Source organism: Sporofaciens musculi, assembly GCF_009830285.1.
Lineage (GTDB): Bacteria > Bacillota > Clostridia > Lachnospirales > Lachnospiraceae > Sporofaciens > Sporofaciens musculi.
Map to the genome: position 1 here is coordinate 3,279,766 of NZ_WUQX01000001.1, position 19,790 is coordinate 3,299,555.

At 36.4% G+C, this 19,790-nt stretch carries 16 protein-coding genes and 1 pseudogene; all 17 read right to left on the reverse strand.

Annotated elements, in window-relative coordinates; genetic code table 11:
* Positions 1 to 6 precede the first annotated feature (6 nt).
* Positions 7 to 3,042, reverse strand: coding sequence for a glycosyltransferase family 2 protein (locus tag GN277_RS16555; RefSeq protein ID WP_244324747.1), 3,036 nt, complete (start codon positions 3,040 to 3,042; stop codon positions 7 to 9).
* A 134-nt stretch (positions 3,043 to 3,176) separates the two neighbouring features.
* The gene (locus GN277_RS16560) at positions 3,177 to 7,904 is read right to left on the reverse strand and encodes a GBS Bsp-like repeat-containing protein (protein WP_159751977.1); all 4,728 of its coding nucleotides are present in this window, start codon (positions 7,902 to 7,904) and stop codon (positions 3,177 to 3,179) included.
* 131 nt (positions 7,905 to 8,035) lie between these two features.
* Positions 8,036 to 8,368: a DUF2304 domain-containing protein gene (locus tag GN277_RS16565; protein WP_159751978.1), complete on the reverse strand. Its 333-nt coding sequence runs from the start codon at positions 8,366 to 8,368 to the stop codon at positions 8,036 to 8,038.
* A gap of 8 nt (positions 8,369 to 8,376) precedes the next feature.
* A pseudogene (locus GN277_RS16570) lies at positions 8,377 to 9,062 on the reverse strand (glycosyltransferase family 2 protein).
* 59 nt (positions 9,063 to 9,121) lie between these two features.
* A complete protein-coding gene (locus GN277_RS31780; RefSeq protein WP_159756857.1) occupies positions 9,122 to 9,670 on the reverse strand; it encodes a DUF2142 domain-containing protein in 549 nt (182 codons plus the stop codon).
* Positions 9,619 to 10,200 carry a DUF2142 domain-containing protein gene (locus GN277_RS31785; protein WP_159756860.1) on the reverse strand — a complete coding sequence of 194 codons (582 nt, stop codon included), beginning with the start codon at positions 10,198 to 10,200 and terminating at the stop codon, positions 9,619 to 9,621. The genes GN277_RS31780 and GN277_RS31785 overlap by 52 nt, the downstream gene beginning before the upstream one ends.
* Positions 10,197 to 10,967 carry a hypothetical protein gene (locus GN277_RS16585; protein ID WP_159751979.1) on the reverse strand — a complete coding sequence of 257 codons (771 nt, stop codon included), beginning with the start codon at positions 10,965 to 10,967 and terminating at the stop codon, positions 10,197 to 10,199. The genes GN277_RS31785 and GN277_RS16585 overlap by 4 nt, the downstream gene beginning before the upstream one ends.
* A 126-nt stretch (positions 10,968 to 11,093) precedes the next feature.
* Positions 11,094 to 11,540 (reverse strand): GtrA family protein, encoded by a 447-nt coding sequence (locus tag GN277_RS16590; RefSeq protein ID WP_159751980.1) that lies wholly within the window; start codon positions 11,538 to 11,540, stop codon positions 11,094 to 11,096.
* A 56-nt stretch (positions 11,541 to 11,596) separates the two neighbouring features.
* Positions 11,597 to 13,768 (reverse strand): CotH kinase family protein, encoded by a 2,172-nt coding sequence (locus GN277_RS16595; protein WP_159751981.1) that lies wholly within the window; start codon positions 13,766 to 13,768, stop codon positions 11,597 to 11,599.
* Positions 13,769 to 13,872: 104 nt separating this feature from the next.
* On the reverse strand, positions 13,873 to 14,547 hold the full coding sequence (locus GN277_RS16600) for a DUF4956 domain-containing protein (protein WP_159751982.1): 675 nt from the start codon (positions 14,545 to 14,547) through the stop codon (positions 13,873 to 13,875).
* A gap of 26 nt (positions 14,548 to 14,573) precedes the next feature.
* Entirely contained in the window at positions 14,574 to 15,284 is a 711-nt protein-coding gene (locus GN277_RS16605) for a polyphosphate polymerase domain-containing protein (RefSeq protein ID WP_159751983.1), read from the reverse strand.
* 133 nt (positions 15,285 to 15,417) lie between these two features.
* Positions 15,418 to 17,010, reverse strand: a complete 1,593-nt coding sequence (locus GN277_RS16610; RefSeq protein WP_159751984.1) for an AAA-like domain-containing protein — start codon at positions 17,008 to 17,010, stop codon at positions 15,418 to 15,420.
* 44 nt (positions 17,011 to 17,054) lie between these two features.
* Positions 17,055 to 17,225, reverse strand: coding sequence for a hypothetical protein (locus GN277_RS16615; RefSeq protein ID WP_159751985.1), 171 nt, complete (start codon positions 17,223 to 17,225; stop codon positions 17,055 to 17,057).
* Between the two features lie 4 nt (positions 17,226 to 17,229).
* Positions 17,230 to 17,619, reverse strand: coding sequence for a GtrA family protein (locus GN277_RS16620; RefSeq protein ID WP_159751986.1), 390 nt, complete (start codon positions 17,617 to 17,619; stop codon positions 17,230 to 17,232).
* On the reverse strand, positions 17,616 to 18,533 hold the full coding sequence (locus tag GN277_RS16625) for a nucleotidyltransferase family protein (RefSeq protein WP_159751987.1): 918 nt from the start codon (positions 18,531 to 18,533) through the stop codon (positions 17,616 to 17,618). Before GN277_RS16625 ends, GN277_RS16620 begins: the two co-directional genes overlap by 4 nt.
* A 363-nt stretch (positions 18,534 to 18,896) precedes the next feature.
* Positions 18,897 to 19,079: a hypothetical protein gene (locus GN277_RS16630; protein ID WP_159751988.1), complete on the reverse strand. Its 183-nt coding sequence runs from the start codon at positions 19,077 to 19,079 to the stop codon at positions 18,897 to 18,899.
* Between the two features lie 153 nt (positions 19,080 to 19,232).
* Complete coding sequence (locus GN277_RS16635) at positions 19,233 to 19,679, reverse strand: hypothetical protein (RefSeq protein ID WP_159751989.1); 447 nt, start codon at positions 19,677 to 19,679, stop codon at positions 19,233 to 19,235.
* Positions 19,680 to 19,790: the final 111 nt, after the last annotated feature.

Below are 19,790 nucleotides of genomic sequence, written 5' to 3' on the forward strand. Positions count from 1 at the left end.
TCCTTCTCAATGAATGTCTTTCATAATCTCTTTTTTCAAATCTTTTATGAAGGCAAACGGTTCCTCCGCATTAACATACTCTTTATTAACATTCTTATGCGGCACAACCGTATGGTATTGGTCACATATCTTCTTTAATTCATGCGCAATTTGTACAGGACTGGCATTATCTACTGAGATAATATTTTCACTAAAACCAGATATATTTTTATTTCCATAATTATTTGTAATAACCTTGACATCAAAAACTGACATCTCCAGTGGTGGATAACTTGGATGAGGTGATACCATTAAAGAAATTCCGGCATAGCTCTCCTGCAAAACTTTGGCATATTCTTCTATTGTTAATTTACCCACTGAATTCAGATATATTCCTTCTCCCAAATGCACAGGGGCATGTTGTTCACCTGCAGATAAAATTGTCCAACTATTAGCCCCTGGCTGCATAGCCACCCATTTTCTAAGAGCCTCTATTACAATCTCAAAGGCGTTTCTTGGAACTCCAGGTCTTCCATAAATTAATATCTGTTTTCTCTTAAATACAGTATCTCCCAATAAACATACTTGCCTTTTCAATACTGAATTAATAACTGGTTCAAAACAATATACTGATGAAAATTTATATCCTTTTGACATCACATATTCTTTTAATTCATGTGAATTAAAAATTGCAATCTGCGGATAATTACATTTATATGTTGATTCAGCTAACACATATCCTGAAGACCACGAATAAAATCCAGGTTCGTAATCCTGAATCAGATATAAGAACGGCTTAGGAAATAACTGTTCCCCTTCACTCCAATGTCTATATGCATTCTGAATAATATATGCAGACCACCAGGATGTAAACATAAATTGATCGTTTTCTGATACTAATAATCTTTTATTCTCTCTCTGAACCATCGATACAATCTGATGCGCCGCGTCACTCTTTTCCCCTGAAAGAACTAATTGATACCTTTTACTATATTTGACTGCCGCCTTCTTCTCCAGCTTTGCATCAATTAAAATTATTCTTGTATCACATTTCAACTCATCTGCCAAAGCTTCAAAACATCTCAATGCTGTTGCAATTCCTCCAAACACATGCTCCTCATTTAATGATGGCAATACCAAATTCAAACGGTATCTCTCTCTTTGTACTTTTCTAAAATATATTTCTCTAATTGACCCAATTTCTACATCTAAGATATCACTTTCTACAGATTCTGAAGTTTTATCTTCTATCACTTCCGGTATACATGTATCTATACGCAAATTAATATTATAATAAGGATCGCCGCCTTTTCTATATCCCGAATACATAATATCCGACAGTTCAAAATCTATCTGTGGTATAAAGGAATCTCTGCTCTTAGATTCGTAATGCCTTAATTGTATCTGAGGGACATATACATTTTTGTACCCTTCGTCAAGCGCACGGATACAGAGTTCAACGTCGCTTCCACATATAATAAAACGCTCATCAAATGCGCCTATTTCTTCTAATACTTTTCTGGAAATAGCCATACAAGCACCTGTACATGCTGTGACATTTCTTACGACCATTGGTGAAATATATGGAGTCCCCTGATGGACTGGCATCATTCCCTTATAAACATGATCCGCCCATCCCCCCATACCAATTACAACACCTGCATGTTGGATCGTTCCATCCTCATATAACAGCAGCCCTCCGACCACTCCCGTCCCAGGCTGCGTTGCATGTTCCACCAAACGTTGCAGCCAACTGGACGATAAGACTTCTACATCATTGTTTAAAAAAACAAAAACTTCTCCTTTTGCTATTCGGATACCATGATTATTTAATTTAGACCAATTAAATTCATATTTTGCTTCCTCAACCTTGACATTATTATATTTATTCTGAATTAATTCAAAATAATCCAAAGTTTCCTTTTTCTCTGAGTTATTATCTAAAATTATAATCTCATATTCATCATACACTGTCTTTGAAAAAATACTATCTATCGCTGCACGCAGATCATCTACATGATCTTTTGTAGGAATAATAATCGATACCAACGGCTTTTTCTTAAGGCAATATCTGACATCATATACAAAAAGGTTTTCTGTTTCTTCAACAATGGCGTTTCCTACTCCCAACCTTCTATCCAAATGTGCTTGAATAGCTTTCTGTCCTGCTATTTGTGCATAAGGCTTTGAATCAGCATTAGCAGCAGTAGACGTCGGTAATGTCCTCCACGAATACAGCACCTTAGGGACGTGCGAAATATATTTCGCAAACTCTGACATCCGTAAAATCAAATCATAATCCTGGGCGCCGTCAAATTCTGTTTGAAATCCTTTACAAAGCTTGAATAATTCTCGTTTAAAGCCAACTAAATGTCCTAAATACATTTGAGAAAGCATAAGATCCGGAGACCAATCCGGCTTATATAGTGGTGATGAATGGTTTCCGTCTACATCAATCATATCCATATCACTGTATATGATATCTGCTTTTGTTTTCATTATATCCTTAAAAAAATCATATAATGCATCCCGATGTAACTCATCGTCATTATCCATTAAAAGTAAGTAATCCCCTGTTGCCATAGAGGCCGCTTCATTAGATGCTCCGGATATGCCTAGATTTTCTTCCAAAAATTTGATTTTCATACGTTTATCATCAATATTTTTCAGATATTCCTGCACACTTAAATCAGTAGATGCATCGTCAGCAATACACACTTCCCAATTTTTGTAAGTCTGTGCCTTTATTGACTCAAGCGCTTTATCCAACCATTTGATTTCAACATTATAGACTGGCATAATAATTGAAAATTTAATACTATATAATATTTTTTTCGATTTAGTTTCCTTACACTCTTTCTTCTTTCCTCCTTTCTTTTGCGTTTCCCATTCTTTTACAGCAAGTTCTTCTGCACGCGCCTTTACGCCTTCTATTCCATACAATACAGTCGCCTTACTCAAACGTAAAACATCCAAAGGATGCTTTGAACAATGTCGCAAAAACATCTGCCCTTTATCTTTCTTTGACAGCTTCTTTTGTTTCCTGTTTCCAGCCTCTATCATATCCTTCCTCCATAAAAACCTTACTTTTTTATTCTACTAAGTAAACTAGCAGTATCAAACGATACTGCCAGCCTACTTTGAAACAACTCTTATAGTTTCTTACATTATAACATTTTTTTCCAAGAATTACAACACTACATTGATTTTAATACTTTAATCTTATCTACAATAATGTAGCCATAATTTTTTGATGTTGCCCACCCCAGTCCTTGAGGATTCTCTTGTTTTCCAAGATACTCTACATAAGGGGCGTTTCCTCTCTTTACCAGATGAAATCTAGGATCAACACATGGGTTTTTCAAATTCTCAGTTGATGCATACGCCTTCAAATGTTGAATCTGCGCTCGCACACCTTCTCTAACAGTATAAAAACTTGCACAATTTCCCTGAGAATTCCCGTCTAACGCACCAAGTCCTCCAAAGTTAAACTGCCCTACTCTGACAATATTTCCATATCTCAGAAAATCTGTTTCATGCATTGCCTGGGCAAATGCCACTTCTGCCCTTACTCCTTCTGCTGCTGCTTCTTCATAATAAATCTGGCAAAAATCTTCTATCGTCGGTGCTCCTCCGAGTCCTCCTGCTTCACCAATCCCTCCAAACACATCAGAAGGATATCCACTTCCTTTTAACTCATAGTAATCTACCATTTGTTGAACCGTAACCTGGCTTTCGCCCATAATTGTATAGAACCTGGTAGATTGTACATTACATGAGGTTGAACCTGTAAGACTCATAATACCATTGTTAGCTGCTACATATACATGTACTTTGTATAACCCTGAATGATATTTATGATTCATTGGGTCAACATTGGCAACATAAGTTCCATCTTCCTGCTTTACTGCTTTATACCATTTAATATCATTTTGATCTTCCCAACACCATACCGGTACTTCAACTTTGGAAACTCCTGCTGAGGCAGACACACCCGAAATCACAACTTTAAATGTACCAGTTACACTATCATAATCCTCTACTTTAACTGCAGACACCGACGGTTTAGTTACTTCAAATGATGTTGTTCCAACAAGCTTTGCCATTCCATTCCCTAAAAATACATATACATGTACATTATACTTACCAGCTGTCTTGTGTTTTCTTATATCAGCCGTTGCACTCCAACTTCCGTCTGCATTTCTGCTTCCATCATACCAGATGAGATCATCCTGTCCTCTATCATCACTCCAGGTCGCAAATTGTACTCCGCGAATTACTCCTAGCAGACTTGGATTTGATAAATTTAGTGCATACTTTGTTTCTGTACCATCCGTATCTTCTGCACTAATCTTCAAATCAGGAAGAATTACATTCACATCCTTAGCAACCCCTGCAAGCATAGTTATTCCGTTCCCAGTCCAAATATATGTATGAATTTTATACTTTCCTGTTGCATATTTGTGATTCGCCATATTTACAGTAACTTTATAGCTTCCATCACTCTGCTTCTCTGCTCCGTACCATTTCATATCACTCTGGTCTGCTGCACACCACACAGGCACTTCTATCTTTTTTACTCCGGATATCGATTTAACGTCTTTAACTATAACATCAAATGTTCCTTTATCCGCCTGATAGCTTCCATTTTCTACCGAAAGCGTTGGTCTTGTCACTTCAAAGGATGTGATGCCTATCAGTTTTGACACGCCATTTCCCAAAAATGCATATACATGTACATTATATTTACCAGCTGTTTTGTGATTTTTTATATCTGCTATTGCACTCCAGCTTCCATCAGCATCCCTTTTACCATTATACCAGATGAGATCGTCTTGTCCGCCTTCATCACTCCAAGTTGCAAATTCTACCTTCTTAATCACTCCCAACAGCTCTGGATTTGTTACTCTCAACGCATATTGTGTTTCTGTCTTACTAATATCTTCTGCACTGATTTTCTGTTCAGGAAGAATCACATTTACACTCTTCCCTTCTCCTGCAAACGTAGTTACTCCGTTCTCAGCCCAAATATATGTATGCACTTTATACATTCCTGTTGCAAACTTGTGGTTCGCCATACTTACAGTAACCTTATAGCTCCCATCACTCTGTTTTTCTGCACCATACCATTTTATATCGCTTTGATCTGCTGCACACCACACAGGCACTTCTATCTTTTTTATTCCGGATATTGATTTAACATCTTTAACTATAACATCAAATGTTCCCTTATCTGCCTGGTAATTCCCACTTTCTACTAAAAGTGTTGGTCTTGTCACTTCAAACGAGGCAGTACCTACCAATTTTGATACCCCGTTTCCTAAAAATACATATACATGTACATTATATTTGCCTGCTGACTTATGATTTCTTATATCTGCTGTTGCGCTCCAGCTTCCATCTGCATCCCTCTTACCACTATACCAGATAAGGTCATCCTGTCCTCCTTCATCGCTCCAAGTCGCAAATTCTACTTTCTTAATCACTCCAAAAATCTCTGGATTTGTTATCTTTAATGCATATTTTGTCTCTGTCTTATTTGTATCTTCTACGCTGATCTTCATTCCCTGAAGATTAACATTCACACTCTTTGCTGCTCCTGCAAATGTTGTTATCCCATTCCCAGCCCAAATATACGTATGCACTTTATACAATCCTGTTGCATACTTATGATTTGATATATTAACTGTTGTCTTATAGCTTCCGTCGCTTTGCTTTTCTGCTTGATACCATTTTATATCGCTTTGGTCAGCCGCACACCACACAGGCACTTCAATCTTACTTACCCCTGATGGTGACTTAACATCTGTAATAACAACATCAAATTTTCCTTTATCTGCATTATACTCTCCACTCTTAACCGAAAGCGTTGGCTCTGAGACTTCAAATGAAGTTGTCCCTAATACTTTTGACTTTCCACCCGATAAAAATGCATACACATGCACATTATATTTACCAGCTTTTCTATAGTCACTAATGTTTATAGTTGCCTGCCACTTTCCATTTGAAAGCTTCTTCGCATTATGCCAAATCATATCACTTTGGTCTTTTGCACACCAAGTCGGCATCTCCACCTTTGTAACCTCTGATGGCATATTTGCAAATGTCAAGTTTACTTTGAACTGTTTTTCAGAACCATCCGAATCCACCGATATCTCACTACTTACATCTTCTGATACATAAATGGTTTCTTTATACAATGACTGTCCCGAAGAATTAAATACCTCTATATGATATTTTCCACGCTTTTTATCAAAATCATTAATATTAAATTCTACAACTGCTTTATCTTGTACCTCGTACTCTTTTGTCTTCTTACTGCCTTCATTCGTCACCTTAACTTTTGCATTACGTCCAACGCCTTTAACATTGATCTGTGCTGTTCCATCAAAATCATCTTTATTCTCAATCTTGACGCTCAAACCCTTGGACAAATTAAAATAATTGGCAATTCCGGTAGCATCTGCAACACCAAGGCTATTGACAAAATTAGGATCTCTTAATTTTGCAGCATCACCAGAATTCGTCAAAAACGCATGTTCAACAATAATTCCAGGAATTCCATTAAGCTTGTTATATCGAATTATTTGATAACCATCTACTTTTGAGCCATCAGGGTAGGACGAATTAACAGTTGAAGGGTCTACTTTAATGTTACGATTCCCTAACCCAAGACTTACTAACTGCTGCTGAATCTGAGCTGCTAGATTGCGTCCTTCTTCATGTACTTCTTTATTATAATTTGAATTAGGATAATATACCTCTACTCCATTAGCAGTAGAATTAGATGCCGAATTCATATGTAAGCTGACGAATATATCTGCCCCCCAGGCTTTTGCCTTATTTGCCCGTTCTTGCAAACCTACATATACATCCGTACTTCTGGTCATATATACAGTCACGCCATTATATTCTTCTAATTCCTTTTTACATGCCAAAGCAATGCTAAGGTTAAGATTTTTCTCAACCAATCCGTTCGCTGAAGCTCCTGCGTCTGATCCGCCATGTCCTGGATCCAAAACTACAACTACATTTTCTGCTGCCTTCGCTGTTGCCGCTGGCATGAGAAAATTTGCAATAGATGATAACACAGAATCTTTTGCCTGTGATACTTTTTTACTGGATTTTTTTGAAGAATTTTGCTCAGTTTCAACAATCTCGACGGTTTCTTCGATTGCTTCTTCAATATCACTTTCCGCATTTCCAACCGCATCTAAATCAACCGTAACTACCGATGCATCCAATTCCTCAGTACTAATACCTGCTTCTTCTGCAACTACCGCTTGACTTCCCGTATAATCTTCATTTACACCAAACAACGCCTCTATTCCAATTTCCGGCAATTCGATTGATGCTTCCACCCCATCCTGTACGTATGTAAAATAAGCCAATCGGTATATTCCTGCATCTTTCTCCTCAAACACACGTTTGAATAAATACACTTCATTTTCTTTTACATCCAAGCCAAGTTCTATGGTGCTTCCATCATCTTTCTCACATATCACCTTGGCATCCGAAACATTTTCCGTCCCGTCACCATAGGAAAGGACAATCTGCTGTTCTCCTGGCGCTTCAATATAAGGCTCTACTACTCCTACATAATTAACAAGCCCCTGACTTGCTACAACAGAATCTCCCTGCTCTCCTTCTGGAACTTCTTGTCCATCATTCTGCTCAAGACTCTCCGTATTCTCATCGGGACCATCTTCATCCTGCGTGGGATATTCTGGAACATCCTCATCTATATCCTGATTGTCCTCAAATCCCGTTCCGTCCATCTCTGTACTGTTTTCAACATCAGAAACATTGTCCAAAGTACTCTCTGCTGTTGCGTCTTCCGCTACAACATTGCCTGGAACCATTGTAGTCCCTAACAAAATTGCTGCCAGAAAACCCGCTACTTTTCCCCTTATTCTCTTTCTCATGGTTTGCTCCTCCTTGAATAAATCATCTTCTGGAAACAAGTTCTCACCGACAACTTTCATTATATATCAAAGCAGGTAATATTTCAAGTCTCAGAAAATATTACCTTTCTCACATTACTTCTCCCGCCATTTTATTTCTCATGCTTATACAAAGCCAATTCCTGCGCCAACTCTTTTATTCTTATTGACATTCTCGAAACAGCTACCGTTAATACAAATATAATTCCTAAAGAAAAACAAAATCCCCAGAAAAAAAGCATATTGATCGGGCTGTATATTCCCATAATAATTGAGATTTTCTCTATTAATTTAGGAAAAATATCTAAAATTAAGATACATACTCCAACCACGATCCACGCTAATGCATAACGCAATTCTAACGCTTTTTTCTTAACCATATTGATTATTACCAACAAAGCAACTATAATAATTACTGCAATTATAACCTGGGTTTTTAAACTCATACTATATTCTACCTCCTAAGCCATTCAATTAAAATTGCCAAAGTAACCTTTATCATATAATAAACAGACTTCTTTAAAGATATAGAAGAAACGCCACCCAATCTCTCACGCATAACAACCGGAATCTCTGCAACCCTTTTTCCTCCTCTTAATACAGACACAACACTTTCTGGTTCCGGATAATCTTTAGGATATTCATATGCAAACATACCCATAATTTCACGATTCACAATTCTCAAACCTGATGTCGGATCGGTAATTTTAACCCCTGTTAATAATTTAATCAGAATTGTAAAATATTTAATTCCAATCCTGCGTGCTCCTGAAGATTGAAATCCTTCTTTTTCAATAAATCTTGATCCTATCACCATATCAACTGAATTATTCTGCAGATATTCTGCCATTTTAATCAAAAATTCTGGATTGTGCTGCCCATCTCCGTCAACTTGAACAGCCAAATCATATCCCATCCGATAGCCATATCGATAACCTGTTTGAACTGCTCCCCCTATTCCCAGATTAACAGGAAGATTAATAATATTATAACCATTTTCCTCACAAATCTTCTGAGTATCATCTTTCGAGCAATCATTAACAACCACATAGTCAAATCCTTGTGCTTTATTTTTTATTTCACTGTATTTTTTATACTCTCGCTTTCATTATATGCCGGTATAATTACTAATTTTTTCATTGCTATATCTTCACTTCTCCTTAAATAATAAAATCTTCCTAATGACTGTTATAACTAAATTAAACACAATATTCTGCAAATATCTTAATCACAGATACAGATAGAACAAAAAAACTACTTAAAACGGCTATTGAATTTAACTGTTCTTTTGAGAAATCACACTTAATCTTATTTGTCTGAAATAAAAGTAGCAAAGGTAAAACTAATGGTGCAAAGTACCTTCCCTGTACCCCATCTATACTAAGTTTTCCAACAGGTGTAAATGTTATATATAATGCTGTAAGAACTAACGCCCATGAAGCAAAAATTGTAAGTGCCAAAAAAAACTTCTCCTTTTTTTGGATATATACATTCTCATCCTCTCCATCAATTATAGCCATTACAAACAAATAAACTATCAAACCCACGGTCCAAATTGGACTCAAAGTTCCACAATATGCAAGACTTGTTGTCGTTCCCACAAAATATATAAAAAACTTCTCCGCTACATGTGAAATCATTATCTTAATATATAATAACATATTATTAAAAATAAATAATACCTGCCCAGTAGTGTCTACATCTGGAATTTCCCATTGATCAATCCCTTGGAAGTTCCAAGCAATAATGTTAAAAGTGCAACAATTCCTACAATTATAAAAACACCCAGCTTACTGAGAACAGCTTCTTTTTTATTTTTAAACTTATTACAAGGTACAGACAATATCAACAAACAAAACGGCGCATAGGTAATCTTACACATTGTCATCATAGAAATACATAATGCAAATAGAACTACTTTTTTATAATTTAACTTTTTTTCATCCATAAAAAGCATGTCAGTATATATTGTAATAGTCAACAATGAAAACGATAATGTTGATGGGTCAGCTGAATACGCGGCGGCTGAATAGAGCGACACAGGAAGCAATGCTATTAAAAACATAATCCTTTTACCTACCTTAGCGTATTTAATCGCTATATAGCAAACAAGCACATATCCTAAAAGGCTGAATATTCTTCCCATATAAAAAGAACAAATAAATGACACTCCCAAAAGTCGTGCAATCAATATTCCTAAAGCTGAAAATGTATACGGTATAAATGGGTACGTTATTGCGGTAGAATTATAATATGCTTTATGTGTATATTGATCTATTGCATAATTATTGAAATAATCAACAAATTCTGGATAAGTATTATGTGTAACACTCTTCGTTCCGGAAAACTAAAAAAATCTTCAATATTTTCTATCCATGAAATTTCTTTTTCTTCTGAAAAAATACCAAAATCAAAATTAGCCAGTTCGTATGCACGTATAAAATGCTGTAATTCATCATATGCATAATACGTAGGTGTCATAATTGACATATTTACACCAATCGTCACCGATAATACTAAAAATGCAATATGCAAATTTTGCAACACAAACCCTCGAAACAAAACAAGAAAAACAATTGCACTTCCAATTGAAAAAAACAAGAAAAATCTTAGCCAATTAAATGTAATAGTATTGTCTACAACAATCCGATTAAATTTAAATACATTAGAACCGTCATCAGATGTAATATTAAAATTTAACTGTTTACTTGGATAGTCTACTTTCAAAACTGATACTTTTTTTATCCTATAGTTTAGATCATACTCCTTCTTTGTTCCACTCATACTTATATGAATTGGCGCTGAATCTTTATCGGTCTCTATACTCAAATAATTTATATATTCGACTACACCATCTATAGAAAACGCTGGATTTCCCCTATTATTGTAAACATATTTTTTTTTATCATATACCAAATCCTGCAATTTTAATTCTTCTAAACTTATCTCATGTTTACCTCTCTGTTCATTGGGCAAAGTTAAAATCCTAAAATTAAAACCTATTAACTCTATAATACTACTGCCGATGAATAACGCTATTAACATAAATAAATATAATTTTCTTTTATTTATATTCTTTTCTTTTATTTTTCTTTTATCTTTTCTATTAACTTCATTAGTCCCACTCTCCTCCCCATTTATCCAAAGCACCCTACACTAAATATCAAACTATTAATTCTTTTTAAAAATAAAAAATTTGCTTAAAATATAATTTACCAAAACTGCGACAAAGGCAAGAAGGATTTTAGCCAGCAAAATGCCATCTAAATAAAACACATGAATCATATTAATTTTCAAAAAATGTACTGCTATCCAAAGCCCTATTTCTTCCACAACTACAAAAGTACCTATCCTAGCAGATACAAAAGATACTGCTTCTTTTATCACCAACTCCCACTTCCAAATTTCGCTTTGAAAAACAAATTTTTTGTTTGTAACAAATGCAAACATCGTAGCAAAAACAAATGAAAGTATATTAGATATTAGATAATAGTCTTGTCCCAATAACCAATCAAACACCAAGTATGTTCCAAAATTAACAACAGTAGTCAATACGCCAAACACTAAGTATAATTCAGTTTCTCTATTTATAAACTTATCCAATTTTTCTTCCCTCATAATATATTTTTTATATTCCTACCATTAAAAATCCCATTACAAATTAGCACATAAGCCTAATCGTCCATACAAAAAACCCACACATTACTATTATCATATCTCTTATATATTTCATCCGTACTCATACGTGGAACAGTAAGACAAAATAAATTCTCTACCTCGTTACTCAAAAGCAAGTTTTCATTTTCATTTAGACTGAAATTGCAAATGTAGTCACCCAAAGAGTTATGATTTTTACTCCCGTATATTATAATAGATTCACCTGGCATTAATACAACACTTGGAAGTTGATATTTCATTAAATTTTTCTCATTATCCGAGATATAATATTTATCCAAATTAGCGGTGCTATTCCCCACATTACTAATCTTTAACCAATCCGAATATCCTCTTGCTGACAACTCACTAATAATTACTTGAGGAGCATCATTTATTTTTGCAACAGCTTCAACATTTATTTCCCCCTCATTTATCATCTCATCTGTAATCATTATAGATTCATTATATATTTTCTTCCCATTAATAATCCAATATTGAAATGTATAGCCCGGATAAGCCTGCTGATTTAGCGTAAGTGCAACTCCATTATAATAATGATTATCATATTTATCATTCTCAAAAATGCACATATTATTCCATGATACAGTAATACCTGCTGACGTTTTTAAACTTAACATATATTTATCGTTTAATCCAAAATAATTAACTAAAGAACTCTCTATTTCACTTGGACGCCTTTTCGCAGCTTCTATCATTTGTTCCACATAATATTCAGCATTTTTAACAAACTCACCATCATAATATATACTTCTGATATCAGCAATTTTTTTATTTTCTTCACGAATAATTTTTATAACGCTTTCTGTCGAAAACGAAGTATTTAACAGATCACATAAATAAGTTATAAACTTATCCCGATAGTACACTGAATCCATCACATTATAAAAGTTTGACCCTGTAGCACGATACATCTTCTCCATTAGAGCCACAAATGTATCCCCTTTAGATCCTTCAAAAAACTCCTGAGATAGGGTTGTATTAAATACCATATCTGTATCAAAAATTAAGAATCTATATCTTCCATCACTATATTGATTATTTTCATAATTCTCCCCTATATACCGCCACATTTCAAAATTATTATCTGGCCAATCTGTATTATTACATAATACATTTATTGCATAATATAACAAATAATTATCCATATCGACATATCGTTCTAATACCTGACGGTTAATAGGATCATTTAAATCTGAATCAAAATATCCACTTATTCCTGTTCTGGTAAATACTCCTTCTTCACTACCTTTATGTTTTTCAATACAATCAGAATTTTCTAAGCCAAAACGTTTTGCCAGATATGAATTTGAATAATTTTGCTGCATATCAAATATACCATAATATTCTCCATTCAAATATACGATACATCGTTTGCTAGCTGTACAGCTGTCCGAACCACTTAATTGTGCAAGTCTACTAACAACAGAAGAACGTATATTTCCAAATTCCATATCCTGGCTTCCTGCTCTCAATCGAATACTATTATACTCATTTACAAATGAGTATGAAGCAAATTGGAATTCTTCATTCGTAATATTATATTTAAATTTATCAAAATCTTTATCATAAATACTATTGGCATATAATTTTAAAGATTTAACATCATACGCTGCTGATGTTCCTCCTGATATACCAAGTCCTATATTTTGCTCTGCAGCCAAACTCCCGTTTGAATCAAATATGGCTAAATGCGCATTCCGAATCCATTCGTCTCCTCTATTGCTATAATTTCCACCAACCATCCCGTTTCCATCAAACTGTTTCATACCTTCATCAAAGGTCCTTCCCTGCACCAAAATACCCTTCTCATAATCATACAAGTTTTCACTGTCACTCGTAATGCTCACAATATCTATATCTAATTCATTACTTACATCATCACACACCACAAACGTCTTTTCATAGATCTCACTATACTCTCCCTCATAATAAACAACCGCTTTCAAAGGATATACCATAAGGTCCTTCTTCTTATCTAAATGTATAGACCCCGTATACCTCATGTCCTCAACAGTAGGATCATTCCCATCCAATGTATAAAAAATACTGGCAGACGCCGGCACCTCCACATTTTTCGTCAGCGAAACTGTAACCGTCTCATCATAAAAACCACTTTCCTCACTAAAGGTAATCATATCTCCTTCCACATGAGCCTGAACTGTCTCCATGGACTGATAATCTTCCCTATAATAATACCCAATGCAAATTGAAAAGGCCACCATAATCACGGCCAGATACATCACTGTATTCCTACGTTTCTTAGACACCATCTTTATCCTACGTTCTCCCCTGTCTCCACTACCCAATTTACTGCCTTGACACCTTCCACGGCAAAAATTTCATCCAGCTCTTTCAGCTTTAACTGTCCCCGCACCCTCAACTCAAAAATCATCTCCTGGTGGTACTCATCCTTATTCGTCGAGCGCAGCTTGACGTGGGAACTCACTTCCCTTATCTCTCTCATCAATCCAGCGACATCAATCTGTTCTTCTCCGCCTCGTATGATCATTAGATATTTATTCCTTCCCCCAGGAATAAAACTGACGCCTGCGATTACGATTCCAATAAAAAGTGTTGTCACCAAAGCCAGTTTAAAATTCTGAGAACCAACGCTCAAGCCCTCTGCTATGGACCAGAAAATAAATACCGTATCCCTGCTGTCCTTGACTGCCGTACGGAAACGCACGATAGACAGAGCGCCCACCATACCCAAGGAAATCACAATATTACTGCTGATCATCAGCATAATAACCACACAAATCAACAAGATAACCACAAGCGAAGCATTGAATCTGGCATTATACGCCACACCCCTGTACGTAAAAAAATACGTCAGATAAATAAACGCGCCGATCACCAGCCCGCCAAGCATAATAATAATCGTAGTTTTTATACCCAGATTCGCACTGTTCGTATAAAAATAATTAAAAATCTCATCTTTCCCCATAACAATCCCTTTTCCTCTTACGTTCCTTAAAATTCAAAATCACAAAAAACTTTTCTTCCCATGCAATACTTGCTTACTGAACACTGTAATAAATGATACTGCCTTAGTATATCTGAGATAAACCTTACCAGTTTTTGATTATATTTCACCTCCAAAACAGCTTCTTCCTTCATAAGAATCGTATATAACGGCTTCTCACTGAATAAGTCCAGATTACTTTCTGAACTCCTCACATTCATATCTATGGTAATACGCGTATCATACGCCGGATAGGTGTAGGCAATTCGATCGTACTCTACCATCACAACCGGCCGGTAGCCTCCCATCACCATTGATGTATAAATTAATATGGCATCCTGAGATTCGTCAAAATATTTCGTCAATACCCCATAGTTGAGCTTCGTCAATTCCTGTGCATCTTCTCTGGATATCCATAGGCTGACCTTATGCTGCAAGTCGCCGTCCTTTGCCTTCATCTCAAGCTTACATTTTTCCGAAGCCCCCGAATAAATCCTAAGCCGAATCTTCTTGCGCTTTTCCACTCCCGCCAGCTTCGTCTTGTAATCTATATTATTGACTGAATCAAAATAAAGGCTTCTTACCATATACCCCCATGTCTCTGAGTGCCCGTCGCGCGCCAGTATTTCATCAAGTTTTCCCCTGATTGATAATGCATTCCGAAACGGCAGAATGTATTTCTTTTCATTCCGGAATACTGACAAAGCTGTATCTGCCATATCTATCGTCCCTCGAATCTTACCATGAATTTCCTGTTAAACGTATCCATTATACTATAAGCCTTCCATAATGTCTAACTTTGAATACAAAAAAATGGCATTTCTCTACAAAATCCCACATCTGCCAGCCCAGTCAGACAACCGCCTCTATCAATGTCTTATCCCCAAGCCTGATTTCTTTTACCCCAATCTCTTTCTTCTTATTAAAATTAAAGCTCAGCATGTACCCTTTCTTCAGCCCAAAATATTCCAAATACTCCATAAGCTGTCTCTCCCCGCGTTCATGATAAGCATTCCCACGCCAGACCTTTAACTCGCACACTGATTGCTCTCCATAATAATCAATAACCAGATCCATTCTCTCCTGATTCCTGGTTTCCGCCTCTACGTAGCAATTCCCCCTCCCATTAATAATAGGTTTAAGGAACAGCATAAAATATCTCCTGCCCTCTTCTTCGAGGAAAGTCTCTCCCCTGTCACCATACAGATAATCAAAGGTTTCCACGAACTTTTCAAGCACGTGTCTGACATTCAAGCGTCCATCAATAATAAATTGATTCTTTTGCCGTGATCCTTCCGCATAAATATCGCTATTTTGCTCACTATAGTCCAACAGAAATTTATTATATAGCCGAACCTCAAATATCCTGTTCGCAATCTGCACCATTGAATCCTGAATCTTCACAAAGCCAAACATCCGCGCAATTCTGACCGCCGTATCATCCGGAACATATGCAATCGGCTGCCCCTGAAAAAGCTGCCTGGATATGACTGCTTTTAATTGCGGAAATTGGCTCAGTTTATTCATAAGCGAATCAAACAAAGGGTTATTTTCCTCCAGCAGCATTTTAACAGCCTTAAGACACCCTCTCTTTGTCCAGGCTCCTGCCTTATCATGGAAACTCGCCGTCCCTCCAATCCGTTCATCCATCAACTTACAAAGCCGCGACACCAGATAAGGATAACCGGAGGTATAATCATAAAGCAGCGCTGCAATCTGCCTAATCTCCATATCTATATCATAATCCTTCGCATATTCCTCAAGCATCCCTGCAATATCATTTACAGAAAAACTCATATTTACAAGGAAATCCGCCGCAATATTCCACGGGCTGTTTTCCATATGCTCATCATCATGCCTTAACTTTCTGCGTATATTACGGATATCGTAAACACCGGCAAGTATAACAGACTGAAACGTCGGGGTTAATTCGCTATCCAGATAAGCCGCCCTTAACTGCGCAAGGAAATCAAGAAATACTTGATTATTTGCAGCCACGTCAATCTCATCAACAATCAAAACGACAGGCTTTTCTGATTGCCCGCACCACTGACTCAAGCAGGCAAACATCTCTGCCATACGAACACAGCGATTCCTGCAGTTTTCCAGATAGAACATCTTCTCCCTCACTTCATCCGAAAGCCGTGACATCCTCCGAAACCTTTTGTTGATTTCCCTTGCCAATGCATGTACAAACGCATCTCCATTCGCGAACTCATCTGACTCTATATTCTGAAAATCCAGGCTTAAAACCTGATAATCGTCTTTAAGATATTCCGCAAGAGCAAGTAAGAGAGTCGTCTTTCCATACTGTCTGGCCTTACTGATTACAAAATATTCTCCGGCGGCTATCATCCGTCTGATTTCCTCAAGCCTTGAAGTAAGCTTCACGGTATAATGCTTCTTTGGCCTGCAAGGGCCGCTGACATTGAAAATCTTTGTCATTGTACTGATATACACCCCTTTACGAATATTTCTCCTCTAAATCTTCAGCCGCATAAGGCAACGCTTCTTAAAATAAAATGAAATCCTATTTTGCTGTCCTTTCGGATATCAAAAAATTCCGACAGCATACAACCACTCTTATCTACAAAGTAATAGCCATTCTGCCGGATATCCGCAAAGCCGGACCGGCCTACAAGGATATTGATTCCGCCCATAACCTCATTCCCCTTTCTCCAAAATCAACTTCCTGGTAACGAAATTATAAACCATCACCACTCCCGTCACCCCAATCTTGGAAATCATATAATGCACATGAAGCTTATCCACACACACCCACATCAACGCCTGGTTAATCCCAAGCCCAATGACGCTGAGAACAATAAAAATCAAAAATTCTACAATCTTATTATTATCTTTCCCCGTGTCAAACACAAACTTAAGGCTTAGGATATAATTGACGATCACTGACACGGAAAATGAAATGCCGGAGGACACCAAATAACTGAGCCTGCAGGCTTCTGTCAAAAATATCATTAACCCATAGTCAATCCCAAAGCAGAGAAATCCCACGACCCCAAACTTCATAATCTGTTCTATCAGCTTCTTCATCTTTCTTCAAATAACCTTTTTGGGTAGACTCCTTTCACTACCAGTTTTTGTATTGCCTCCACAACCGCTGCCTTGTCCTCCTGGTAAGTAACCCCAAACCACTGGTCATGTGACCTTAAAACCTTAACCTTCGCTTTTCCTTCTTTCAATAGCTGTCCAATAATACCTGGCAGCAAATATTCTGCCTTAACATCTTCCTTGTTCACATTCCTTAGAAATTCTGCAAATCCATCCTCCAGAACCTCAAAAAACTCAGGCTGTAATCCCCACATATTCATAGAAACCGGTGAATCCAGCTCTAAACGAATCTCCTCGCCGTTCTTCACCGCCACGGCGTAGCCGTCCCTTCCCCCGATCTCGTAAGTTTCTTCGATTTCCCGAAGCATCTGGCTGTCATCTACCTTGCATACCCCCCTGGTCACAGTTCCGTTCTGACTCAAAGTATTTCCAAGACGGAATCCCACCATGCTGATATCTGTGCTCTCGTGTGGCTTCACTAACTCGGCATAGGCTTCTCTGTATGCCTCTTTCCCGTAATAATCGTCTGCATTAATCACCAGGAACGGTTCATGGACTACATCCTTACAACAAAGAATCGCCTGCCCTGTCCCCCATGGCTTGGTCCTTCCTTCTAATTTATCCTGAAATTCTTCCGGAATATCCTCCAACTCCTGGTAAGCGTATCCCACTTCCACCACCTTCTCAATCCGGTTTCCGATAATCTCTTTAAAATCCTTCTCCAGATTCCTTCTGATTACGAAAACCACCTTGTTGAAGCCTGCCTCCATGGCGTCATAGATTGAGTAATCCATGATAATCTCACCGCTTGGCCCCACAGGCGCCAACTGCTTGATTCCCTGGCCAAACCTGCTTCCGATTCCTGCCGCCATGATAACTAATGTAACTTTCTCCATATCCATTCTCCATTTTTATCCATATTTTATTAAATTTTAAGATGACAAGCCATGACCTGCAAGGGGTTCATAACCTATTATTAGCATATTTTTTAATTATACTATACTCAGGGAGGTTTGTCTAACATTAGAGCCCACTCTTTTCCCAAAAATACAAGAGCAACAAATTGTAGGTTTAATTCAAATTCATCCTACAATTTATTGCTCTTATATAAAAAGCAGAAATATATCAATTTACCTCTCTTATTTACAGAAAAATCCCCCTCAAGTTCTCTTAGGCCATAACCAGAGCTAGTGAGCTGACCACATTAGCTTTTCGCAAATAGTATTCGACATTTTAATCAAACCAGGAAGTCCCTTAACCTACACGATGCTATTTTTCTGTTTAGTAATCCAATCATAAGCAGACGGAATTAGAGAAATAAATGATGCAACCGTCCCAATAACGCCAAAAACATCAATTGAATTTCCTGCTAATATAAATCCAAAGGAACCTATGATGATTAAGAATGTAAAACCAAAAAAATGTTCTTTTTTTACTAACACTTTTTTTCTCTGTTAAATATAATATTGTTCTATCCTTTAATATTTTATCATATTTCATTTCACTTTGCTGTATGTTATGCAATAAATCAAATTGATTATATTTCCATAAAGTTTGTCTTTCAAAATAATAGATGTCATGCATTATATTATTCTCTATAAATACAGGAATAAGATTGGTAAGCATATCTTTTTTAATCCTGTTATATCAAATAGAAAATCGGTACTATTTTTTATCTTTTTAATTATGTAAAAAAACTCATTTAAAGTAACATTATTTTCATTAACATGCTTAGCAAAAACATCATATGATTTTTTATAAAAATTATAGATATCATCATTATAGCCTTCCAGTTCCTCAACTGTGTAAGTTCCTGTAACATTATTATATAAATTATATTTTCCTTCTAATATAAGTTCAAATTGCTTTAAAATCTTTGAGGACATACTGAGCTTATTTTCACTCTCATTATCTTCATCTAAAATATGTATTAATTCTACTTCTTTAACCTTAAATTGTCTTACACTTGATACAATAATATTTATATATATATCAGGATTTAAAGAATCCGATAGTATAAATAATTTATTTTTTATTTGCATTTCTCTGCCTCTATTACTTTATTATTTGGTTATTATACAGAAAATGATTCTTTCCCATTAATTTAGCTTTCCTTAGGTTCTCCATTGCAAGATTGATTGTATTTCCACAGC